The sequence below is a fragment of the Acidovorax benzenivorans genome (genome assembly GCF_028680575.1).
In the GTDB taxonomy this organism is placed as follows: Bacteria; Pseudomonadota; Gammaproteobacteria; order Burkholderiales; family Burkholderiaceae_C; genus Acidovorax; species Acidovorax benzenivorans.
The window spans coordinates 628924-649431 of the sequence record NZ_JAPCKI010000001.1 but is presented as its reverse complement, the minus strand read 5'-3'; the positions used below and the strand labels follow the sequence as shown (position 1 = coordinate 649431).

The window sequence follows — 20508 nt, the reverse complement described above, 5'->3', positions numbered from 1 at the left end:
CGCCAGCCGGTTGGCTCATTCGCGGATATCGGAATGTGTGTGCGGCACTGGAACTGCCATCGCCAATGCGTCAGCGACTCGGCCTTTCTTGACCGCAGTCCACACCATGGCAAGGCTTATGAAGCCAATCATCAGGAAACCACACACGCTGGCCCACCAAATTTTCGCGTGAGCGTTGCTCAAAACGCGGCTGTTGTACCGAATGGTTCGCAAGGCTTCATTCACCATCTCTTTGTCCAGCTCACCCAAACGCGTTGTATCTATTTGACGTTGCTCCAGAAACTCAACGGCACCCTCCGTGGATTTTTTAATAAGGGGAATATGGGCAAAGCAATAAGCGGCCAAGGTGAATGACAGGCACGCCAATGCAGTGAAAAGAAATTTGAGTAGGTACATGACCAATTTGATGTGACGGGCTCTGGAGGAGCCGACGCTATCGTACTCAAGCCACTTGCAATCGCCTGGGTACCGGGTTCAAGCAGCACCTGCCAGTCTCACTAGGCGGCCTCCAACAACACCGGCCCCACCACCCCTTCGACCTCCCCCCTCAACCACCTATGCGCCGCGTCCTGCTGATACCGCGCATGCCAGATCAAGTACATCGGCATGGCCGGGCACACCACCGGTACGGGCGCGCTGGCAAGGCTTGCCAGGGCCGTGCGGGCCAGTAGCGATGGGGCGGTGGTAAGCAGCGCCGTGCCACGCACAAACGCCGGTAGCGCAGCAAAGCCCGGCACACGCACGGCAAAGCGGCGGCGCACGCCACGGGCCAGCAGCTGGCGGTCCAGGTCCAGCCCCCGGTGCGCCTCATACGCCACGGTGGCATGGTCGGCAGCCAGGTAGTCGGCCTCGGTGGCGGGGGCGCTGCGCACGCTGGCGTCGTAGAACACGCGGTACTGGTCTTCAAACAAACGCTTTTGCACGATGTCGGTGCCGTCCGGCGGGCGGGGGCTGATGACGAGCTGGCAGGCGTCCGAGCGCAGCAGCTCGGCGCTGGGCGCGCCGCTGGGCACGATGCGCAGCGTGACACCCGGTGCGGCGCTGCGCAGGCGTGCAGCCAGGGCGGGCAGCAGCAAATCGCGCTGGAAGTCGTTGGCGGCAATGGTCAGCTCGGTCTGCCACGCTGCTGGATCAAACTCCGCCCCTTGGGCAAACAACTGCATCTGGTGCAGCATGTCGCGCGCGGGCTGGGCCAGCGCCTCGGCCCGCGCAGTGGGCACGATGCCGCGCCCGCGCTTCACAAACAGCGGGTCGCCCGTGATGGCGCGCAGCTTGTCGAGCAGGTGGCTCACCGCCGACTGGGTGACGCCCAGGCGCTCGGCCGCCGCCGTGATGCTGCCCGTCTCCAGCACGGCCAGCAGCAGCTTCAGCAGGTGGCCGTCCAGGCCCGATCCATCGAATTTGCTCATGCATTCGATGATCTTTGCCCCCTTCATCTTTGGCAATGGCATCACGACACTGCGGACTGACTCAGATCAAGACCCGGAGACTTCCATGCCTTCCAAACACCCCCCGATCCCCGGCACCACGCCGTTCGATGGCGACCAGGCCCGCAAGGGCTATGCCCTGAACAAGATGTGCTTTTCGTTCAACGACGAGGCCAACCGCAAGGCCTTTGTGGCCGACGAAGAGGCGTACATGCGCAAGTACGGCCTGAACGAGCAGCAGGCCGCCGCCATCCGCGCCAAGAACGTGCTGCAGCTCATCGCTGCGGGTGGCAACGCCTACTACCTGGCCAAGTTCGCGGGCATCTTCAAGCTGGACATGCAGGACATCGGCGCGCAGCAGACGGGCATGAGCAAGGACGAATTCAAGGCCATGCTGGTCGCAGCGGGCAAATAAGGAGACATCACATGGCACAACTCATCGGCGGCCTCGGCACTTCGCACATTCCGGCCATTGGCAACGCCATCCACAAGGGCCTGCAGAACGAGCCTTACTGGAAGCCCTTCTTCGACGGCTTTCCGCCCATCCGCCAATGGCTGGGCGAGAAAAAGCCCGACGTGGTGGTGATGTTCTACAACGACCACGGCCTGAACTTCTTCCTCGACAAGATGCCCACCTTTGCGGTGGGTGCTGCCGCCCAATACAACAACGCCGATGAAGGCTGGGGCATCCCCACGCTGCCACCGTTCCCAGGCGAGGTGGACTTGTCGTGGCACCTCATCAACACGCTGATCGATCAGGAATTTGACGTGACCACCTGCCAGGAGATGCTGGTGGACCACGCCTGCACGCTGCCGCTCAAGCTCTTCTGGCCCGAGGGCGATTGCCCCGTGACGGTGGTGCCGGTGTGCATCAACACCGTGCAGTTTCCGCTGCCATCGGCCAAGCGCTGTTATGCGCTGGGCAAGGCCGTGGGCCAGGCGATCCAGAGCTGGAACAGCGACAAGAAGGTGGCGGTGATTGCCTCGGGCGGCCTCAGCCACCAGCTCGACGGCGAGCGCGCGGGCTTCATCAACAAAGCGTTTGACCTGCAGTTCATCGAGAGCCTGAGCACCAACCCTGAGTGGATCACGCAGTTCAGCGTGCACGAGCTGGTGGAAAAGACCGGCACCCAGGGCGTGGAGCTGCTGATGTGGGTGGCCATGCGGGGCGCCTTGGCCACTGCCAGCGCGGGCGTGCGTCGGGTGCACAGCAACTATCACATCCCGATCTCGAACACGGCGACCGCTGTCATGGCGCTGGAAACTGTGTAAATTCGAGCCGAGACGTCGGGATTTTTAGCATTTTTGGCCTCTAGCGCATATGAATCATGCGCTAGCAGCTATCAAATTGGAAGCATTTCATGGATGCCTTTTGGGCCCAGGCTGATGTCTGGCGCCCAAAAAAAACTGCAAATTCACCCGGTGAATTTGCAGGCCAAACCGCCATCCTGACCGACGCCGCCAAGTACGACGCCTCATGTGCGTCGGGCGGCACCACCGCCTCGCTCGCTGCCCATCGGTGGTGCGGCCCCTAGTGTCCCAAGTTGGAAATCCGTCTCACAAAGGCGCCTCGCGCATCACCTTGAACTGAGGGGCCGACACCGGCGGTGTCCAGCGCCAGGGCAGCACCTGCGGCCGCCACAGGGCACGCAACACCGTGAGGCGCAGCACCCGCTGCGCACCGGGCCAGGGCGCACGCGCTACGTCGTCCCACAACACCTCCGCCTGCGCCGCGATGTGGAGCAAACCGCCCTCGTCATAGTCCACCACCAGCAAGCCGGCCAGCGGGTGCAAGGTGAGGTTGCCCAGGGTGTTGAAGAACTGGTTGCCGGGGTAATCCGGCAGGCTCAGCACCACACCCCCAGCCGTGTGCGCCACATGCACAAAGCCCGGCTCTCCGCCCCGGTGCGACACATCCACGCCTTCGCTGTGCCCGGCGCCGGGTTGCGGCGCCGAGGCACTGGCGATAAACAGCGTGTCGGCGCGCTGCACGCGCGCCAAGGCGGCGGCATCCAGTTCGGCACCCAGCCACTGCACCGGGCCTGGAGCGACCAACGCGGCGCGCAAGCCCGGTTCGCGCGCCTGGATGTACTTGGGACAGTTGCCAAAGCTCTGCACCACCTGAACGCCCAGGCCGTGGCCGCCAAACACTGTCACCCGCCCGTTCATGCGGTTGCGCCGCCGCGTGTGGGGTTCCAGCCCCAACACGCCCACGGCCGCACCGGGAGTCAGTTGCGTCAGCACCGGGTCCGCAGGGCTCGGCGCCGTGGCGATCTGCATGTGCTGCCCATCGGGGGTGTGCACAAAACCGGGCGGTCCCGCGAGCATCGTGGCCCACGGCTGGCCTTGTTCATCCAGCGCACCCAGCAGCAAGGTGGGCAGCTTTTCAAACAGCTCTCGGTGCTGGTCGGGCATGTGGTCGCGCAGCACCATGGCACCCACCGCCGCCATCCGCTCGCGCACGCCCACGCGCGCCTGCAGGGCCTGCTCACCGGGGTGGAAAGCCTCTGGCGGCACCGGCGCAGTTATCGATGCAGTGGGTACCGTGGCTGTCACGCCTCCACCTGCTCGTCTGTGGGCAGATGGTCGGCCAGCAGCGGGTAGCCCGGCAAGGCCTGCATGCGGGCCACCCAGGCGGCAATGCGCGGGTACGCATCCAACGGCAGCCCCGCCAGGTGGGCCTGCGAGGTGTAGCTGACCATGGCCACATCGGCCAGGCTCGGCGCCGAGCCCCCGAGCAGCCAGGCCCGCCCCTGCAGCTCGTCCTCCATGAAGGCAAGCAGTCGCTTGCCGGTGGCCTGCGCCACCTCGTTCACGGCGCGGCCGGTCAACGTCGCAAAGCGCGGCCCCCCGATACCAGGCGCCAGAAAGCCCGCCGCCAGGCTGAACCAGCGCTGCAACTGCGCCTGCCCCACGGCGTCCTGCGGCAGCCAGGCACTGCCGGGGGCATAGCGCTGCACCAGGTAAACCAGAATGCCATTGCTGTCGCTCAGCACCTGGCCAGCGTCCACCAGCACGGGCACCTGGCCCAGCGGGTTGAGTGCCAGGAACTCCGCGCGCTGGTGTTCGCCGCGCAGCAGGTTCACATCGATCAGCACACAGGGCAGACCGAGCAGGGACAACATCAGTTCAACGCGATGGCAATGGCCCGAAATGGGCATGCGGTACAGCTGCAGCGGGGTGGAGGGGAGCATCGAGAAACCTCGTCTGTGGTTGGGGGTGAAAGATGGCTCAACGATAGCTATTGCGAATTGCGCCGTGAATAGCCAACAACCGCTTTTCATAATTGCGCCATTCGCAATAATTGGCGCATGGACTATCTCGACACCCTGCGCTGTTTTGTGACCGTGGCCGATGCTGGCGGCTTTGCCGTGGCGGGGCGGCGGCTGGGCTGCTCGGCCACGGCCGTCACGCGCGCCATTGCGGCGCTGGAGGCCAGGTTGGGTGTGTTGCTGTTCCAGCGCAGCACGCGCATGGTGCGGCTGACCGAGGCTGGCGAGCGCTTTTTGCAAGACTGCCGCCCCATCCTGAACGACCTGCACGAGGCCGAGCAGGCCGCCAGCGGGGCACAGGCCGAGGCGCAGGGCCTGCTGTCCATCACCGCGCCGCAGATGTTCGGCATCCAGCATGTGGCGCCCATCGTGCAGGGCTTTCTGCAGGTGCAACCGCGCGTGCAGGTGCGCACGCTGTTCGTCAACCGGCTGGTGCACTTGCTGGACGAAGGCATGGACGTGGCCATCCGCATCGCGCAACTGCCCGACTCGGGCCTCACCGCCGTGCAGGTGGGCGCGCTGCGCCGCCTGGTGGTGGCGTCACCCGCGTACCTGACGCAACACGGCAAGCCACGCCACCCGGCCGACCTGAGCAGCCACCGGGCCATCGGCTTCGCCTTCGACGCACGCGCTCCAGCACCCTGGAAGTTTCGTGACGGCGCCACAGGCCAGCCGCAGTTCACATGGATCAGCAACAGCAATGAGGTAGACATTGCCGCCGCAGAGGCCGGCATTGGCCTGACCCGTTGCCTCGCCTACCAGGCAGCTGCCAGCCTGCGCGCCGGGCGGCTGCGCATCGTGCTGGCCGAGCACGAGCTGCCACCCGTGCCCGTGCACATCGTGTACCCAGCAGGGCGGCGGGCTCCGGCAAAGGTGCGCGCCTTTGTGGAATGGGCACGCGAGCACCTGGCCAGGGAGCCGGTGTTGAACGGCCGAGGACTGGGGCGCGGTAACGCCTTGTTGCCAATGACTTCGTAAGCTGTCATCGCACTGCATCCGTGCGCCGTTGCATAGCTAAGTCCGACGCTGTGTCGGGCGGGTATCCGATCTGAAAGGATTTCTCATGAACAAGCTCCTCGCTGCCCTGCTCGCCGGTTTCTTTGTGACCGCATCGTTTGCCCAAGCCCCTGCGGCCCCCGCAACGCCAGCAACTCCCGCGAAGGCCGCGACGCCTGCGACCCCTGCCACATCGGCCATGCCCGCCACCCCTGCCACACCGGCCGCGCCCGCCACACCTGCGGCCAAAGCCGAGGCCAAGCCCGCAGTAACGCCAACCGCCACCGCGTCGGCCCCTGCAGAAAAGAAGGCAGAGAAGAAGGCAAAGGCCAAGAAGACCAAGGCAACGGCAGAGAAAAAAGCCGACGCTGCCAAGCCTGAAGCGGCCAAATAATTCACCAGACAACCACAACAAAAAGCCCGCAGTGCGGGCTTTTTTACTTTCCACTCCATGGCACGTAACGCCACCGCGCGGCAACCCCAGAGATACGCTGATAAACAGAGCAAGGTGCAGCGCGCGCGCTGGGTTGCAAACGCCGTGAGCCCTCAGCGCGAGGCCGGCTCCGGCAAGCGCAGCGAGACTGCGGTTGCGTGCAGGATTTCGTTCGACAGTGCTTCATCGTCCACCGCGCGCGCCAGCACCATGGCGCCCACCAGGCTGGCATAGTCGGCCAGCGCGCGCTGGCGCCTCGCGGCCTTGGTGCGGACGGGTGCCAGGGTAGCCAGTCCTTCCACCTGGGCACGCACTCCCTCGGTCACGGCCTGGCGCACGGCCGTACCCTGGCGCGCGGCATCGCCGCCCAGCGCGGCCAGCAGGCAGCCTTGCCCGGGTGCATCACGGTGGCGGGGCGAAAGATAGGCGGTCTCGATGGCGGCCAACGGATCCTGCCCCCGCTCCGTGGCCTCGCGCGCAATGGCCGCCCACGCGCTCTGCAACCGCTCCAGGGCCCGTCCACTGGCCTGCGCCATGAGCTCGTCCTTGGACGCAAAGTGCCCATAAAACCCGCCATGCGTGAGCCCCGCACTCTTCATGAGGTCGGCCACGCCAATACCGTCAAAACCCTTTTCGCGGAACAACTGCGCAGCCGCATCGAGGATGCGCTCACGGTTTTCCGCCATCTGCTCCTTGCTGACTTTCATTGCCGATTTCTCCCCAGGGCTGCCCGCCCTGAAACACTGTCTTGACATTTTAAATGATGATCGTCATATAATTTAAACGTGACGATCATCATCTAAAAACCTTTTCGGGACCACTCCATGACCGCCTCAGCAGCCACCCATTCTTCGCGCCCCTCGCTGGGCACCGCCCTCATCACCGGCGCTTCGTCTGGCATCGGTGCCATGTATGCCGATCGGCTGGCACGGCGTGGCTACGACTTGATCCTGGTGGCCCGCGACGCGACGCGCCTGGCTGCACTCGCCTACCGCCTGACGCAAGAGACCGGGGTACGCACCGAGGTGCTGCAGGCCGACCTGATCGACCGCAGCGACCTGGCCCGCGTGGAGCAGCGCCTGCACAGCGACGCCAGCATCACACTGCTGCTCAACAATGCGGGCATTGCGGTGACGGGGACGCTGCTGGACGCAGATATCGATGCCGTAGAGCGCATGGTGGCACTCAACGTGCTGGCGCCCACCCGGCTCGCTGCGGCGGCAGCCAAGGGTTTTGCGGCGCGCAAGGCAGGCACGCTGATCAACATCGCCTCGGTCTTGGCATTGCTGCCAGAGATGTTCAGCGGCACGTACAGCGGCACCAAGGCCTATGTGCTGAATCTCACCCGGTCGCTGCAGCAGGAGCTGGGCCCGATGGGCGTCAGGGTGCAGGCCGTGATGCCGGGTGCGACACGCACCGAGATCTGGGACCGCGCGGGCACACCCATCAGCCACCTGCCGCAGGACATGCTGATGGACGTGGACGCCATGGTGGACGCTGCGCTCGTTGGCCTGGACCGTGGCGAAGCCGTGACCATCCCATCGCTCGAAGCCGTGCACGAGTGGCATGCGCTGGATGACGCGCGCCGCGCGCTCGGGCCTTTCCTGTCGCTGCGTCAACCGGCCCCGCGCTACGCGGCCACCCCCAACGCCTGACCCTTTCCACCGCACACCCGAGGTTTGACCATGCAAGCACTGATTTCTGCCTACGCCCGATCTCCGTTTCACTTCGCTCGCAAGGGAGCGCTCGCCGAGGTACGGCCCGACACCCTGGCCGCACAGGTGGTCACGGGCCTGCTGCAGCGCACTGGCATCGATCCCGCCACGCTCGAAGACGTGATTGCCGGTTGCGCCTACCCTGAAGCGGCACAGGGCAACAACATTGCACGCATCGTGTCACTGCTCGCGGGTCTGCCACACGAAGTAGGTGGCATGACGGTGAACCGCTTTTGCGGATCGTCCATGTCAGCCATCCACATTGCTGCCGCGCAGATTGAGGCAGGCCTGGGCGAGGCGTATCTGTGCATCGGCGTCGAGTCCATGACCATGGTGCCGCAGGGCGGTTTCAACTTCTCGGCCCACCCCACGCTGTACGAGCACAGTGATGCCTACATCAGCATGGGTGAGACGGCCGAGAACGTCGCCCACCGATACGGGGTGACCCGCACGGACCAGGAAGCCCTGGCCGTGTCTTCACACCACAAGGCTGCGGCCGCGCGCGAGGCCGGGTTGCTGCGGGACGAGATCGTGCCCATCACCCTGGCGTCGGGCGACCAGGTGGTTCAGGACGGCTGCATCCGCCCCGGTACCACCCTGGAGGCACTGGCCGCACTGCGGCCCGCCTTCCGCGAAGACGGGTTGGTGACCGCAGGCACCTCGTCGCCCCTGACCGACGGCGCAGTGGCCGTGCTGGTGACCACCGACGCATATGCCGCGCGACACGGCCTTGCCCCGCTGGCGCGCATCCGCGCCATGGCCACTGCGGGCGTGGACCCGGCGTACATGGGCATGGGCCCCGTGCCCGCCACACGCAAGGCCCTGGCCCGCGCTGGGTTGTCGGCCAGCGATCTGGATGTGGTGGAAATCAACGAAGCGTTTGGATCGCAGGCCCTGGCCTGTATCCGCGAACTGGGCCTGCGCGAGGAGGCACTGAACCTTGACGGAGGCGGCCTGGCCATTGGCCACCCGCTGGGCGCCACGGGCGCACGCATCACGGGCAAGGCTGCGGCGCTGCTGCAGCGCGAGAAGGGCCGCTATGCGCTGGCCACCCAATGTATTGGTGGTGGCCAGGGCATCGCCACGGTGCTGGAGGCGCTGTAACCGGCGGGGGAACACCCGCCACCCGGGGCCTCAGCGGCCTCGGGCCTGGGCATCAATGGTGATGACCGTGCGCACCATGCACATGGCGGTGCGCAATTTCTTCGGGGCTGGCGGCGCGCACTTCGGTGACCTTGCAGCTGAAGGTCAACGCCTGGCCTGCCAGCGGGTGGTTGCCATCCAGGTGCACCTCTGGGCCCTTGATCTTGACCACGTTGAACACGGCGGGTTGGCCGTCGTTGCCCACGCCCTGCAGCTGGCCGCCGACCTTCACGCCGGGCGGGAACTCGCTTTTGGGGATGGTGCGCACCAGGCTTTCATCGCGTGCGCCAAAAGCGTCTTCTACCGCCAGCTGCAGCGTGGTGCTGAAGCCCACGGCCTGGCCTTCGAGCGCGGCCTCGACTTTGGGGAAGATGTTCTCGTAGCCGCCATGCAGGTACGACAGGTTGCCCGCATCCAGCGGTTTTCCCTGGGGGGTGGTGACCTTGTAGGTGATGGTGACGGCGGAGTCTTTGATGATGGTGGTGGCCATGGTGGTGCTTGCGCTTTCAGGCGGTGAAAAATCGGCGCGGGGCTGGCAGGGGTGGCCGCCAGCCGCCGCGCGGGTCAGAACAAAACCCCGGATTGTCCACGAGGCGCCCGATGACTGCCGGGCGCCTCGCTGGGGGCTTTGTGGGCAAACTTACGCGCCTGCCGGGGCCTCGGCCGGGCGCTCTTCCTGCGCCTGGCCGGGGTAGCGCGCAAAACGCCGCGCCTCGGTGCCATGCACCGGGTCCTGGTCGGGCCAGGGCCAGCCGCCGAACTGGGTGCGGCGGTAGTCGTTCATGGCCTGCATGATCTCGGCCTGCGTGTTCATCACAAACGGGCCGTACTGCGCCACGGGCTCGGCGATGGGCTGGCCTTGCAGCAGCAGGCATTCCAGCGGCGTGGCGCCGGTGTTGGTCAGCAGCCAGTCCTGGCCGGCCACCAGCTCCAGCGCGGCGTGTTGGCCTACGTCCTGCGGTCCCACGCGCAGGCTATCGCCCACAAAGAAGTACAGCATGCGGCGCGTGCCCTGGCCCTGCGCGGCGGGCAACGTCCACTGCGCACCGGGGTCCATGTGCAGCGTCCAGATAGCCACATCGCCCTCGGACTGGGAGGCCCAGGACTCGGGCGGTGGCGCCAGCGGCGCGGGCGCGCCGGGCAAGGCACCTGCCACCACCGTCACCGTGGTGGCACGGCCTGCGTCGTCGTGGTGCACCAGACGCGGAATGCGCTCGTTCCACAGCATGGTGAAGTGCGGCGCCACCATCTTGTTGCGCGCGGGCAGGTTCAGCCAGATCTGGAAGAGCTCCAGCGGATTGGGCTCGGCGGCGTTGAGCAGCGGGAACATCTCGGAGTGCTGGATGCCCTTGCCCGCCGTGACCCACTGCACATCGCCCCCTCCAAAACGCGCGGCGGCGCCCAGCGAGTCGGCATGGTCGATGAGACCCTTGCGCACCAGGGTCACGGTTTCAAAGCCTCGGTGCGGGTGGCCGGGAAAACCGGGCACGGTGTCGCCGTGGTACATGCTCCAGCCGTCCTTGCGGCTGAAGTCGCTGCCGATCTGGCGGCCCTCCAGCGACACGGCGGGCGCAAACGCGCCATTGCCTGCGGGGTAGGCGTCGTCATGGTGGGCGCAGAACAGGAACGGGTCCATCGTGGGCCACAGCGGACCCAGCGCCTGGGCCTGCACGACGGGCAGGCTGGCGGCAGACGAAGACACGGTGGGGGAGGACGACATCAAGGACTCCTTGGGTTTGCGCCACCGGCTATCGGGCAGCACGCCCTCCAAAGATAAGGCCAGAGGCCGCTTTCAGAAGTGCGCTGGGTGGAACAGTGCGGTGCGACGTGCAGGACAGTGCAGCACAGCGTACGCACACAGGCTTGCCATCATTTCAAGCCAAAATAGCCGCATGCTCTAGTGCAATATGCCTGAGCAGCTATCAACTAGATAGCAAACCATCTCCTCACGCAGCACCCGCGTGGGAAGGCGCGGCGGCGGACGGCGGCGATGCCGGCCGCAAAACGAAGCCGCCCAGCGCGGCGGCCACCAGCGAACACAGAGCCGACACCCAGAACGCCAGCTGGTAGCCCGCATTGAGCGCCTGCTGCACGCTGGACCCGGCTTGGCGCAGGTGGTCGGTGCGCGCATCGGCCAGGCTGGCCAGAATGGCCAGGCCCAGCGCGCCGCCCATCATGAACGCCGTGTTGACTACCCCCGAGGCCAGCCCCGAGTCTTCGGGCTTCACGTCGCCCATGGCGGCCAGCAGCAGCGGGTTGAGCGCAATGCCAGCCCCCACGCCCAGCAGCAGCATGCCGGGCAGCACATGGATGACAAACCGCCCCTCGGTGGGCGCCAGCGCAAACAAGGCCAGGCCCACCGCCGCCAGCAGCAACCCCCAGCCCAGCGTGCGGCAAATGCCAAAACGCATCACCACCCAGGCCGACAGCCCCAGCGAGCAGCCCGCCATGATGAGGTTGGACGGCAAAAACGCCAGGCCCACCTGCATGGCGTCGTAGCCCAGCACCAGCTGCATGTACAGCGCCGACAGAAAGAACCACGCAAACATCGACGCCGCCCACAGCACGCCCACCACATTGGAGATGGCCAGGTTGCGCAGGCGCAGCAGCGACAGGGGCACCAGTGGCGCAGCCACATGCGACTCGATGAACAAAAACGCCGCCAGCAGCGCTGCAGCAGCCCCCAGCAGCCCCAGCGACTGCAACGAGGTCCACCCCGCCGCGTTGCCGTTGACGATGGCGTACACCGCCAGCATCAGCGACGTGGTGATGGTGACGGCGCCCGCCACATCCAGCCGCTGCCCGTGGGCCTGCCCCTTGCCGCCCGGCAGCAGCGCCAGGCAGGCCAGGTAGATGGCTACGCCCACGGGGATGTTGACCAGAAAGATCCAGTGCCAGCTCAACACGCTGGTGAGCACCCCGCCCAGCAGCACCCCAATGCTGCCGCCACCGGCGCACACAAAACCATAGACACCCATGGCGCGCGCACGCTCGCCGGGCTCGGTGAACAGATTCATGATGAGCGACAACGCCACGGCCGACACCACCGCGCCGCCCACGCCCTGCACCGCGCGCGCCGCCACCAGCAGCCCCTGCGTATTGGCCAGCCCGCAGGCCAGCGATGCGATGGTGAACAGCGTGATGCCCGCCAGAAACAACCGCCGGTGGCCATACAGATCGCCCAGCCGCCCGCCCAGCAGCAGGCAGCCGCCAAAGGTGAGCATGTAGGCGTTGACCACCCACACCAGCGAGGTTTCGGTAAAGCCCAGGTCGGCTTTGATGCTGGGCAAAGCGACATTCACGATGGTGGTGTCGAGCACGATCATCAGCTCGCCCAGGCACAGCAGGATGAGTGCGGGCCAGCGTGCGCGGCCTTCGATGCGGAGGGTCATGGGACAGTGGAAATCAGAAGAGATTGACAGCGCAGTGTGTCACGCGCGTTGCGCTTGCGACTGGCGGAGTGCAATGCCCGTGCGCTCGTGGAGCGGGCTCCGCCAGTCCACCGCGTGCGTCCCCCTCCAGGGGGAAGCCGCGCAGCGGCTCAGGGGGTTCTCGTGTACTTGGCTTGCATGAACTGCTTCCAGCTGCCGTCCGGCTGCTGGCCGAATGAGGTGAGCGTGCGCTCGTTGACGCCGACGAGGGTGATCACGTCCCGGTAGCGTGTGGTGGCGCCGTCGTTCTTGAAGCTGGGGCCTTCGGTCTCCAGCGTCAGTACCTTCTGGTTCGCATCGAGCGTGCCACGGTACACCCACATATGGGTCATCATCGAACCCACCCAGGTGCCAACGAATACGTTCTTGTCCGGGTCGTAGCCCAGCGTCATCAGCATGCGGGCCTCGCCCCCGCCGCCGGGCATGGCGCCAGCCCCTTCACACAGCACCCAGAGGGCGCCAAGCGCACGCACATGCTCGGTGCCCTGGCTTTGTGCGGGCGGCTCGCCGGGCCCCATGTCGGCCGAGGACTCGCAAGTCCAGTCGCCCAGCAGCTGCTGCAGCCAGCGGTGCATGGCGTGGGGTTCAGGATTCATCATGGAAGTGGCTCCTTGTCCTGGGTGGGGGATGGATGGCAGCGCTGTGGCACGCCGCCCCTTCGGGCGCTCAGTCGCGGTCGGGCGCCCCGAGCGGAAAGTAGTGGCGGTACGGGCGCCCCCCCTCCACCGCGCGTGCAAACGAGGGGCGCGCGAGCAGCCGGGCGCGATAGGCCCGCAACTGCGGGTAGGTGGCAGCGATGGGGTGCGTCCAGTCGGCATAGAACAACGAGGGCGCAGCGGCGCAGTCGGCCAGCGAAAAGTGGTCGCCTGCCGCCCAGGTCCGCCCTGCCCAAGCGCCCTCCAGCCAGGCATAGGCTTTTTCCAGCTTGTCGGCCGCCCAGGCCACGCCTTCTGCACGGCGCTCGGGGTCGCCGGTCAACGCGGCGTTCACCGCGTGCTGCATGGGGGCCATCACGTGCAGGTCAAAGAAGCGGTCCATGAACCGCACCTCCAGCGCCGCCATGGGGTCCTGCGGGATCAGTGGCACAGGCCCCGGGTGCGCAAGCTGCAGGCGCTCGATCACGATGCTGCTTTCCACCACCGTGTGGTCACCATCCACCAGCACCGGAAACTTGGCCAACGGCCAGCGTCGCAACCAGTCGGCAGCATGGCTGACGGGCTCTGCGGGGTCCAGATTGCGCAGCTCAAACGGCGTCCCGTTCTCGTACAGCGCGGTCAGCACCTTCTGGGTATAGGACGAAAAAGGGTGGCCGTAGAGGGCGAGCATCGCAGCGCCCGCATCAGTGGTGGTGGGAGCCGTCGCGCTCATTCGGGGGCCACCACCATCCATGGCACGCCGAAGCGGTCGGCCACCATGCCAAAGGCCTGCGAGAAGAACGTCTTACCCAGCGGCATCTGCACCTTGCCGCCATCGGCCAGCGCATCGAAATAGCGTTTCGCATCGGCCGCGTTCGCAGGGCTCAGCGCCATCGAGATGCCCTGAAAGTTGGCGTGGCCCGAGCCCATGCCGTCAGACGCCATGAGCTGCGTCTCCCCCACGGTGAAGGCTGCGTGCATGACCATGTCGGGCTTGGGGCCCGGGCCACTGCCGTCGGCGCAGCCCTCGCCTGCGGCGGGCTCGGGATTGTCCTTGTAGCGCATGAGCATGGTGACTTCGGCGCCAAGCGCGCGGCGGTAGAAGTCCAGCGCTTCATCGCAGCGGCCTTCAAACATCAGGTAGGGCTCGACTTTCATGAGGGTCTCCTGGGGAACGGTGACGGAACGGGAGGGGTTTCGGCGCACAATTGTGAACACCGTCCACAAACCATAGCAAAGATAATGGACAGTGTCCACATCCAAGTTGTCCATGACAGTAACCACCCGCAACAAAGCCGCCAGCTCCAGCGCACCCACCGCACGCACCACCTACCGCCACGGCGACCTGCACCGTGCGCTGCTGGACGCAGGCATCGAACTGGCGCGCCAGGGCGGCCCGGATGCGGTGGTGCTGCGCGAGGCCACACGCCGCGCGGGCGTGGCGCCCAATGCGGCGTACCGCCATTTCGCCAACCGGGACGACTTGCTGGGTGCCGTGCGCGCTGCTGCCGTGGCCGCCGCCGCGCGGTCCATGGAGGCCGAGCTGACCCAGGTGCCCACCACCGGCACGCCCACCGAGCAGGCCCATGCCAAGGTGCGCGCCGTGGGCGCGGGCTACCTGCGGTTTGCGCACGCAGAGACGGGGCTCTTTCGCACCGCCTTCGGTGGCCGCTTCACGGTGCAGCAAAACCCAGACCCCGCCATGGGCGGGGCCACGGGGCTCAACCCCTTCCAGCACTTGAGCGCCGCGCTGGACGACCTGGTGGCCGCTGGCGCCCTGCCGCCCGCACGCCGCCCCGGCGCCGAATACCTGGCCTGGTCCACGGTGCATGGCATGGCGCTGCTCGCCATCGACGGGCCGCTGCGTGGCACGCCCCAGCAGATGCTGGACCTGCTGAGCCAGCGGCTGCTGGACATGGTGGAACGGGGGCTCTGAGAACCTGTTCAAAGTCTTTTTGGAGATTGCATTGGAGTGCAATCGGGATGAGTGGATGCTTCGGGTGCGCCGCATGGGCTCGTGCCCATGCAAGCAGCCGAGGCGGCCTTGTCGCCCGATTTCACTCCAACCCTTCGGGCAAGTGCCTTGCCGGGCGGTCTGCGTTGTTGCAACGCTTGCCAATAGCACGGGCTATTGGGCGCGCGCTGCGCCTAGCAGCCCATCCCCTAGCCGGGCGCCCGGCAAGGCGCTTGTGCAACTCCAAAAAGACTTTGAACAGGTTCTGAGCCCCCGCGCACGCGCTGGGCCAAGTCCAGGAGCCTGTTGACGATCTCCCAGGGGTCGCGCAGCGGTCTTTGCGAGCGCCCGGCCAGGGGAAGGGACGCAAGGTACTTGTGCGGCCCCAAAAAGACTTGGAACGGGCGTTTATGACGTTATGGGCCGGTAGCGCTTATCCATCATGCCGATGCAGCTATTTATTTAATAGCAAAACTCACACACCCTCATCCCCCAAGCAGCCCATACAGCCGCGCCGTGGCCTGCACCCGCTCCACCAGTGCGCGGCGCAATGCCACGGGCCGCAGCACTTCCACCTGGGGCGACAGCCGCATCAGCTGCCCGCAGGCATGCTCCACCGACTCGATGGGAATCGTCACGGCTGTGCGGCCATCCTTGCGGCGGGACGGTGGCGCGGCGGCCACTGCGCGCGCCACGGCGCTGCTCAGGGCACGCAGGCCCCGCAGGCCAGCGGGCGTGGCCAGCAGCGCGGCCTCACCCGTGTACAGGCCCGACTCAAAACGCAGGATCGACGCGGCCCAATAGGCGGGCAGGTCAAAGCGCGCGGGGCGCCTGGCCGACTTGCCCAGCACGGCGGCCGCCAGGATGTTCGAGACCCGGTAGGTGCGTGGCCCGCGCTCGTCCGCGCCCGTGGGCAGGGCCACCAGGTACCACACGCCCGCCTTCAGTACCAGGCCCAACGGGCTCACGGTGCGCTCCACGGTGTCCGTCCAGCTGGCGTAACGCATCGCGATCTGGTGGCCGCTCCACACCGCTGCGGCCACCGTGGTCAGGTGTGGCGTGGGGTCGCTCTCGCGGTACCAGTCCACCGGGTCCAGGTGCAGGCGGGCACTCACGCGCTGCGCGTCCTCACGCCAGGCGGCGGGCAGCGCGGCCAGCAGCTTCAGGCGCGCGCCCTCCACGTCGCTGCCCAGGCCCAGGTCCTGCGCAGGGCCCGGCAGGCCGCTGAGGAACACGGCCTGCGCCTCCGACGGCGTGAGGCCCGTGAGCGTGGTCTTCCAGCCCGGCAGCAACGCAAAGCCGCCGTTGCGCCCCCGCTCGGCATAGATGGGCACACCGGCCGCGCTGAGCTGGTCCACGTCGCGGTAAAGCGTGCGCACCGACACCTCCAGCGCCTCGGCCAGCGCCTGCGCACTCATGCGGCCGCGCGTTTCCAGCAGCATCTGGAGGGACAACAAGCGGCTGGCGCGCATGGGATCTGGCAAAGGTGGGGGAAAGAGATGGACAGAAGGGGCAGAAAGCGAAAGATAGCGCAAATACCTGCCATGGGTTGGCAGGTATAGCCGCACACACTGCGGGCTTGTCTTTGCCTTGTTGCCATCACACCTTTTCAGGAGCCCGCATGCCCGCCACTGACCTCAGCCCCATCGTCGAACTGCGCCAGTACACCCTGCACCCGCAGCAGCGCGACGTGCTCATCGACCTGTTCGACAGCGAGTTCATCGAGCCCCAGGAAGCGCACGGCATGCGCGTGCTGGGCCAGTTCCGAGACCTGGACCAGCCCGATCTGTTCGTCTGGCTGCGCGGCTTTGCCGACATGGACTCGCGCCGCCGCGCGCTCGAAGCCTTCTACGGCGGGCCCGTGTGGGCCGCACACCACCATGCAGCCAACGCCACGATGATCGATTCCGACAACGTGCTGCTGCTGCGCCCTGCGTGGCCCGGTGCGGCGTCCGCACTGCCGCATCACGCGCGGCCAGAACCCGGCGCCACAGACACCGTTGGAGGTGTGCTGGATGCCACCGTCTTCTATCTGCATGAGCCCGCCACCCCGGCGCTGCTGGACTTTTGCCGCCACCGCATGGCGCCCACGCTGCAGCGTGGCGGCGCGCACGCCACGGCGTGGTACTGCACCGAAGCCAGCGCCAACACCTTTCCCCGCCTGCCCGTGCGCACCGGCGAGCATGTGCTGCTGGGGCTGGCGCTGTTTGGCGATGCGGCAGCGCTGCAGGCTTTTGCCGACAGTGGTGCCTGGGCGCGGGAGGTAGCCCCGGCACTCGCGCACTGGCTGGCCCGCGCACCCGAGACCCACCGGCTGCAGCCCACGGCGCGCTCCGCGCTGCATGCCTGACCAGAGCGCAAGACACTCCATGCCGACAACCCCATACCCCTCCCTGCTGCTGTATGGCAGCGCAGGTTCCGGCCATTCGTACAAGGTTCGGTCGCTGCTTTTGCTGACGGAAACCCCGCACCGCTACCAGCCTATCGCGCTGGATACGCCCCGGGCCCAACGCCCGGCAGACTTCGTGGCCGCCAGCCAATTCGGCGAAGTGCCGGTGCTTGTCGATGACGGCACCGCCTATTGCCAATCCGACGCCATCCTGGTCCATCTGGCGCAACGCACCAGCGCCTTCTGCGGCGCGCCCTCGGAGCAGAGCGCCATCCTGGAATGGCTTTTCTGGGAGACCAACCGCATCGGCTTCAGCGTGCCCAACCTGCGCTTTGCGCTGCGGTGGGCGCCACAGCCCGCCGAGGTTCTGGCCTACCTGCGCGAACGTGCCATGGCAGACCTGGCCACGTTGAACGAAGCATTTGCAAGCTCGGAGTTCCTGGTTCCCTCCGGCCCCACCATCGCAGACCTCGCCTGCTCGGCATATCTCTTCTGGCTGCCCGAGGCGGGCCTCGCCGCCGAAGACTTCCCCCACGTGGCGCGCTGGCTGAACTCACTGCGCGCACTGCCCGGCTGGGTTCATCCCAACGAGGCCATGGCATCGGCCTGAGAACCTCTCACCACCACCATCCCCATCACCGAACACCATGCAAGACACCGCCACCGGTACAACCCCGGCCATCGGCCCCCACGCCGCACACGATTTCGACTTCCTGATGGGCCCCTGGCGCATCCGCAACACCCGCCTGGTGCAGCGCCTGGCGGGCTGCACCGACTGGGAGAGCTTTGACGCCACCGGCACCGCGCGCCCGCTGCCTGGCGGCATTGGCAACTACGACGACTTTCTCCCCGCCACCTGGAAGCCCGGCTTTGTGGGCATGTCGCTGCGCGTGTTCAGCCCCGCGTCACAGCGCTGGAGCATCTACTGGCTGGACAACGCCACCGGCGGCGTGGACCCTGCCACCGGCATGCTGCTGCCGCCCGTGGTGGGCGGCTTTCAGGGCGGCGTGGGCCTGTTTGAAGGCGAGGAGCTATTCGAGGGCCTCCCGGTGCGCGTGCGGTTTGAGTGGTCCGGCATGCACACCGCCGCGCCACGCTGGCAGCAGGCGTTTTCGGCAGACGGCGGGGTCACCTGGGAGGTGAACTGGGTGATGGAGTTCGCGCGGCCCGTGTAGCGGGCGTGCGGGCGTCAGCGGGCGTCCTGCATTACCTGGGCCAGCCAGTCCACAAACACGCGCACGCGCGGCGAGAGCTGGCGGCTGTGTGGGTACAGCACCGATACGGGCATGGGCGCGGGGCGGCAATCGGCCAACACCTCGCACAGGCTGCCATCGGCCAACCGGGGCGCGATGTGATAGCGCGGCACCTGGATGAGCCCCAGATGCGCAGCGCAGCAGGCGTGGTACGCATCGGCATCGCTCACGGCCACCAGGCCCTTGAGCTGCACGCTGCGCGCCACGCCCTCCACGATGAAGTCGAACGGCAGCGGCTTGCCCGTGCGCTGCGACAGGAAGTTGACGGCGCGGTGCCCACGCAGCGCGTCCACGGTGGTGGGCGTGCCGTTGCGCCGCAGATACTCGCGGCTGGCGCAGGTCACCTGCTGCAGCACTGCCACGCGCCGCGCCACCATGGTGGAATCACTCAGCTCGCCACCACGCAGCACGCAGTCCACGCCTTCGCGCACCAGATCCACCAAACGGTCCCCCAGGCCAATTTCCAGTTCCACATCGGGGTAGCGCTCACAGAACTCGCCGATGCGCGGCAGCACAAAGTGCCGGGCGAGCGTGCCCTGCAGGTCCACGCGCAGCTTGCCTCGGGGATTGAGCATGGCGCTGCCGAAGGCGGACTCGGTCTCCTCCAGGTCAGCCAACAGGCGCTGGCAGCGGTCGTAATACGCCTGCCCATCAGGCGTGGTGCTGACGTGACGCGTGGTGCGCTGCAGCAGGCGCGTGCCCAGGCGTTTTTCCAGGTCCTGCACGGCCAGCGTGACGCTGGCGCGCGGCAGCTGCAGGTCTTCGGCCGCACGCGTGAAGCTGCCCAGCTCGACGATGCGGGTGAACAGCTGCATGGATTGGAACCGGTCCATGGGCAAGGCCTCCTTTGCCCTGTGACCCACTGCGGAGCGCCACCGGACATGGCGGCCATCGCAAGGACCATTGTTATTACTGGATGAATAGTGAAGGCAATTTTATGTATTTATCCAGACAAACAACAACAGAACAATGCCGCTATGGCCCCACGGCCTGAAAACACGCCAGAGCCCGCACCCGCAGCGGGCCCTGGGCCCATCACCTTTTCCAGGAGATTTGCCATGCCCACCACCCACAGCACTGCCACCCCTTCGCCATCCACCGCCACCGCCACCACGATGTCCTCAAGCGCCAGGGTTGCCATCGTCACCGGCGCATCGCGCGGCATTGGCGCCGCCATTGCCCACCGCCTGGCACGCGACGGGCTGCGCGTGGTCGTCAACTACGCCGGGCGCGCCGCTGACGCGCAGGCCGTGGTCCAGTCCATTGCAGCCGAAGGCGGGCACGCCGTGGCGGTGCAGGCCGACGTGGCCGACAGCCAGGCCGTACGGCGGCTGTTCGACAGCGCGGTGCAAGCCTTTGGCCGCATCGACGTGCTGGTGAACAACGCGGGTGTCATGCCCTCCACCACGCCTCATTTGGCCGACACGGACGACGCCACCTTTGACCGGCTGGTCGCCATCAACCTCAAAGGCAGCTTCCACACCCTGCGCGAGGCCGTGCACCGGTTGCAACCGGGCGGTCGCATCATCAACTTCTCGACCAGCTTGGTGGGCACTGCGCTGCCAGGCTACGCGGTCTATGCCGCCACCAAGAGCGCGGTTGAGACCATGACGCTGATCCTGGCGAAGGAACTGCGCGGACGCAACATCACCGTCAACGCCATCGCGCCCGGACCCACGGCCACAGAGCTGTTCCTGGACGGCAAGACGCCCGAACTCATCGATCGCCTGGCCCAGGCCAACCCGCTGCAGCGCCTGGGCACGCCACAGGACATCGCCAGCGCCGTGGCGTTTCTGGCGGGGCCAGACGGTGCCTGGATCAACGGGCAAACCCTGCGAGCCAATGGCGGGATGGTGTGAC

Annotated in this window: 24 protein-coding genes; 11 read left to right on the top strand and 13 right to left on the bottom strand. The window is 66.7% G+C overall.

The annotated features are described in order from the left end of the window. Positions 1–15: 15 nt before the first annotated feature. Positions 16–396 (bottom strand): hypothetical protein, encoded by a 381-nt coding sequence (locus OIN59_RS03010; protein ID WP_274106975.1) that lies wholly within the window; start codon positions 394–396, stop codon positions 16–18. A gap of 101 nt (positions 397–497) precedes the next feature. Next, complete coding sequence (locus tag OIN59_RS03005) at positions 498–1418, bottom strand: LysR family transcriptional regulator (protein ID WP_274107167.1); 921 nt, start codon at positions 1416–1418, stop codon at positions 498–500. 76 nt (positions 1419–1494) lie between these two features. Here OIN59_RS03005 and OIN59_RS03000 point away from each other — a divergent pair, with 76 nt between their 5' ends. After that, positions 1495–1842: a protocatechuate 4,5-dioxygenase subunit alpha gene (locus OIN59_RS03000; RefSeq protein ID WP_274106974.1), complete on the top strand. Its 348-nt coding sequence runs from the start codon at positions 1495–1497 to the stop codon at positions 1840–1842. 11 nt (positions 1843–1853) lie between these two features. After that, a complete protein-coding gene (locus OIN59_RS02995) occupies positions 1854–2699 on the top strand; it encodes a class III extradiol dioxygenase family protein (RefSeq protein ID WP_274106973.1) in 846 nt (281 codons plus the stop codon). Between the two features lie 285 nt (positions 2700–2984). Here the strand turns inward: OIN59_RS02995 and OIN59_RS02990 are convergent, their stop codons facing one another. Further along, entirely contained in the window at positions 2985–3983 is a 999-nt protein-coding gene (locus OIN59_RS02990) for a pyridoxamine 5'-phosphate oxidase family protein (RefSeq protein ID WP_274106972.1), read from the bottom strand. Beyond that, complete coding sequence (locus OIN59_RS02985; RefSeq protein ID WP_274106971.1) at positions 3980–4621, bottom strand: glutathione S-transferase family protein; 642 nt, start codon at positions 4619–4621, stop codon at positions 3980–3982. The genes OIN59_RS02990 and OIN59_RS02985 overlap by 4 nt, the downstream gene beginning before the upstream one ends. Positions 4622–4738: 117 nt before the next feature. Between OIN59_RS02985 and OIN59_RS02980 the strand changes: the two genes are divergently transcribed. Beyond that, positions 4739–5677 (top strand): LysR family transcriptional regulator, encoded by a 939-nt coding sequence (locus OIN59_RS02980; RefSeq protein ID WP_274106970.1) that lies wholly within the window; start codon positions 4739–4741, stop codon positions 5675–5677. An 85-nt stretch (positions 5678–5762) separates the two neighbouring features. After that, positions 5763–6089: a hypothetical protein gene (locus OIN59_RS02975; RefSeq protein ID WP_274106969.1), complete on the top strand. Its 327-nt coding sequence runs from the start codon at positions 5763–5765 to the stop codon at positions 6087–6089. Between the two features lie 152 nt (positions 6090–6241). On the opposite strand, the gene OIN59_RS02970 is transcribed toward OIN59_RS02975, so the two are convergent. Beyond that, a complete protein-coding gene (locus OIN59_RS02970; protein WP_274106968.1) occupies positions 6242–6835 on the bottom strand; it encodes a TetR/AcrR family transcriptional regulator in 594 nt (197 codons plus the stop codon). Between the two features lie 117 nt (positions 6836–6952). Here OIN59_RS02970 and OIN59_RS02965 point away from each other — a divergent pair, with 117 nt between their 5' ends. Both OIN59_RS02965 and OIN59_RS02960 read left to right on the top strand, forming a co-directional pair. Further along, on the top strand, positions 6953–7783 hold the full coding sequence (locus tag OIN59_RS02965; RefSeq protein WP_274106967.1) for an SDR family NAD(P)-dependent oxidoreductase: 831 nt from the start codon (positions 6953–6955) through the stop codon (positions 7781–7783). Positions 7784–7813: 30 nt separating this feature from the next. Continuing rightward, positions 7814–8947, top strand: coding sequence for a thiolase family protein (locus OIN59_RS02960; protein ID WP_274106966.1), 1134 nt, complete (start codon positions 7814–7816; stop codon positions 8945–8947). A 52-nt stretch (positions 8948–8999) separates the two neighbouring features. Here the strand turns inward: OIN59_RS02960 and OIN59_RS02955 are convergent, their stop codons facing one another. The 6 genes from OIN59_RS02955 to OIN59_RS02930 form a co-directional block, all read right to left on the bottom strand. Then, positions 9000–9476, bottom strand: coding sequence for an FKBP-type peptidyl-prolyl cis-trans isomerase (locus OIN59_RS02955; RefSeq protein ID WP_274106965.1), 477 nt, complete (start codon positions 9474–9476; stop codon positions 9000–9002). A 150-nt stretch (positions 9477–9626) separates the two neighbouring features. After that, positions 9627–10706 carry a pirin family protein gene (locus OIN59_RS02950; protein ID WP_274106964.1) on the bottom strand — a complete coding sequence of 360 codons (1080 nt, stop codon included), beginning with the start codon at positions 10704–10706 and terminating at the stop codon, positions 9627–9629. Between the two features lie 226 nt (positions 10707–10932). Beyond that, positions 10933–12378, bottom strand: a complete 1446-nt coding sequence (locus OIN59_RS02945; protein WP_274106963.1) for an MFS transporter — start codon at positions 12376–12378, stop codon at positions 10933–10935. A gap of 149 nt (positions 12379–12527) precedes the next feature. Then, positions 12528–13016, bottom strand: a complete 489-nt coding sequence (locus OIN59_RS02940; RefSeq protein ID WP_274106962.1) for a DUF1579 domain-containing protein — start codon at positions 13014–13016, stop codon at positions 12528–12530. 67 nt (positions 13017–13083) lie between these two features. Continuing rightward, on the bottom strand, positions 13084–13785 hold the full coding sequence (locus OIN59_RS02935; protein WP_274106961.1) for a glutathione S-transferase family protein: 702 nt from the start codon (positions 13783–13785) through the stop codon (positions 13084–13086). Then, the gene (locus tag OIN59_RS02930; RefSeq protein WP_274106960.1) at positions 13782–14210 is read right to left on the bottom strand and encodes a VOC family protein; all 429 of its coding nucleotides are present in this window, start codon (positions 14208–14210) and stop codon (positions 13782–13784) included. The genes OIN59_RS02935 and OIN59_RS02930 overlap by 4 nt, the downstream gene beginning before the upstream one ends. A gap of 112 nt (positions 14211–14322) precedes the next feature. Here OIN59_RS02930 and OIN59_RS02925 point away from each other — a divergent pair, with 112 nt between their 5' ends. Further along, on the top strand, positions 14323–14988 hold the full coding sequence (locus tag OIN59_RS02925) for a TetR/AcrR family transcriptional regulator (RefSeq protein ID WP_274106959.1): 666 nt from the start codon (positions 14323–14325) through the stop codon (positions 14986–14988). A 503-nt stretch (positions 14989–15491) separates the two neighbouring features. On the opposite strand, the gene OIN59_RS02920 is transcribed toward OIN59_RS02925, so the two are convergent. Then, positions 15492–16478, bottom strand: a complete 987-nt coding sequence (locus OIN59_RS02920) for a helix-turn-helix transcriptional regulator (protein ID WP_274106958.1) — start codon at positions 16476–16478, stop codon at positions 15492–15494. 149 nt (positions 16479–16627) lie between these two features. Here OIN59_RS02920 and OIN59_RS02915 point away from each other — a divergent pair, with 149 nt between their 5' ends. The 3 genes from OIN59_RS02915 to OIN59_RS02905 are packed head-to-tail and all read left to right on the top strand — an operon-like array spanning position 16628 to position 18570. Beyond that, the gene (locus OIN59_RS02915) at positions 16628–17356 is read left to right on the top strand and encodes an NIPSNAP family protein (protein ID WP_274106957.1); all 729 of its coding nucleotides are present in this window, start codon (positions 16628–16630) and stop codon (positions 17354–17356) included. A 19-nt stretch (positions 17357–17375) separates the two neighbouring features. After that, entirely contained in the window at positions 17376–18005 is a 630-nt protein-coding gene (locus OIN59_RS02910; protein ID WP_274106955.1) for a glutathione S-transferase family protein, read from the top strand. Between the two features lie 37 nt (positions 18006–18042). Next, positions 18043–18570 (top strand): hypothetical protein, encoded by a 528-nt coding sequence (locus OIN59_RS02905; protein WP_274106954.1) that lies wholly within the window; start codon positions 18043–18045, stop codon positions 18568–18570. A gap of 14 nt (positions 18571–18584) precedes the next feature. On the opposite strand, the gene OIN59_RS02900 is transcribed toward OIN59_RS02905, so the two are convergent. Next, positions 18585–19481, bottom strand: a complete 897-nt coding sequence (locus OIN59_RS02900) for a LysR family transcriptional regulator (RefSeq protein WP_274106953.1) — start codon at positions 19479–19481, stop codon at positions 18585–18587. A 282-nt stretch (positions 19482–19763) separates the two neighbouring features. Here OIN59_RS02900 and OIN59_RS02895 point away from each other — a divergent pair, with 282 nt between their 5' ends. Continuing rightward, the gene (locus OIN59_RS02895) at positions 19764–20507 is read left to right on the top strand and encodes an SDR family oxidoreductase (protein ID WP_274107165.1); all 744 of its coding nucleotides are present in this window, start codon (positions 19764–19766) and stop codon (positions 20505–20507) included. Position 20508 lies beyond the last annotated feature (1 nt).

Coding starts and splice junctions, on each gene's coding strand:
- OIN59_RS02955 (WP_274106965.1), bottom strand. CDS start 9,476: ATGGCCACCACCATCATCAAAGACTCCGCCGTCACCATCACCTACAAG.
- OIN59_RS03010 (WP_274106975.1), bottom strand. CDS start 396: ATGTACCTACTCAAATTTCTTTTCACTGCATTGGCGTGCCTGTCATTC.
- OIN59_RS02965 (WP_274106967.1), top strand. CDS start 6,953: ATGACCGCCTCAGCAGCCACCCATTCTTCGCGCCCCTCGCTGGGCACC.
- OIN59_RS02975 (WP_274106969.1), top strand. CDS start 5,763: ATGAACAAGCTCCTCGCTGCCCTGCTCGCCGGTTTCTTTGTGACCGCA.
- OIN59_RS02995 (WP_274106973.1), top strand. CDS start 1,854: ATGGCACAACTCATCGGCGGCCTCGGCACTTCGCACATTCCGGCCATT.
- OIN59_RS02985 (WP_274106971.1), bottom strand. CDS start 4,621: ATGCTCCCCTCCACCCCGCTGCAGCTGTACCGCATGCCCATTTCGGGC.
- OIN59_RS02900 (WP_274106953.1), bottom strand. CDS start 19,481: ATGGACCGGTTCCAATCCATGCAGCTGTTCACCCGCATCGTCGAGCTG.
- OIN59_RS02935 (WP_274106961.1), bottom strand. CDS start 13,785: ATGAGCGCGACGGCTCCCACCACCACTGATGCGGGCGCTGCGATGCTC.
- OIN59_RS02910 (WP_274106955.1), top strand. CDS start 17,376: ATGCCGACAACCCCATACCCCTCCCTGCTGCTGTATGGCAGCGCAGGT.
- OIN59_RS02950 (WP_274106964.1), bottom strand. CDS start 10,706: ATGTCGTCCTCCCCCACCGTGTCTTCGTCTGCCGCCAGCCTGCCCGTC.
- OIN59_RS02980 (WP_274106970.1), top strand. CDS start 4,739: ATGGACTATCTCGACACCCTGCGCTGTTTTGTGACCGTGGCCGATGCT.
- OIN59_RS02925 (WP_274106959.1), top strand. CDS start 14,323: ATGACAGTAACCACCCGCAACAAAGCCGCCAGCTCCAGCGCACCCACC.
- OIN59_RS03000 (WP_274106974.1), top strand. CDS start 1,495: ATGCCTTCCAAACACCCCCCGATCCCCGGCACCACGCCGTTCGATGGC.
- OIN59_RS02920 (WP_274106958.1), bottom strand. CDS start 16,478: ATGCGCGCCAGCCGCTTGTTGTCCCTCCAGATGCTGCTGGAAACGCGC.
- OIN59_RS02940 (WP_274106962.1), bottom strand. CDS start 13,016: ATGATGAATCCTGAACCCCACGCCATGCACCGCTGGCTGCAGCAGCTG.
- OIN59_RS02895 (WP_274107165.1), top strand. CDS start 19,764: ATGTCCTCAAGCGCCAGGGTTGCCATCGTCACCGGCGCATCGCGCGGC.
- OIN59_RS02970 (WP_274106968.1), bottom strand. CDS start 6,835: ATGAAAGTCAGCAAGGAGCAGATGGCGGAAAACCGTGAGCGCATCCTC.
- OIN59_RS02945 (WP_274106963.1), bottom strand. CDS start 12,378: ATGACCCTCCGCATCGAAGGCCGCGCACGCTGGCCCGCACTCATCCTG.
- OIN59_RS02915 (WP_274106957.1), top strand. CDS start 16,628: ATGCCCGCCACTGACCTCAGCCCCATCGTCGAACTGCGCCAGTACACC.
- OIN59_RS02960 (WP_274106966.1), top strand. CDS start 7,814: ATGCAAGCACTGATTTCTGCCTACGCCCGATCTCCGTTTCACTTCGCT.
- OIN59_RS02930 (WP_274106960.1), bottom strand. CDS start 14,210: ATGAAAGTCGAGCCCTACCTGATGTTTGAAGGCCGCTGCGATGAAGCG.
- OIN59_RS02905 (WP_274106954.1), top strand. CDS start 18,043: ATGCAAGACACCGCCACCGGTACAACCCCGGCCATCGGCCCCCACGCC.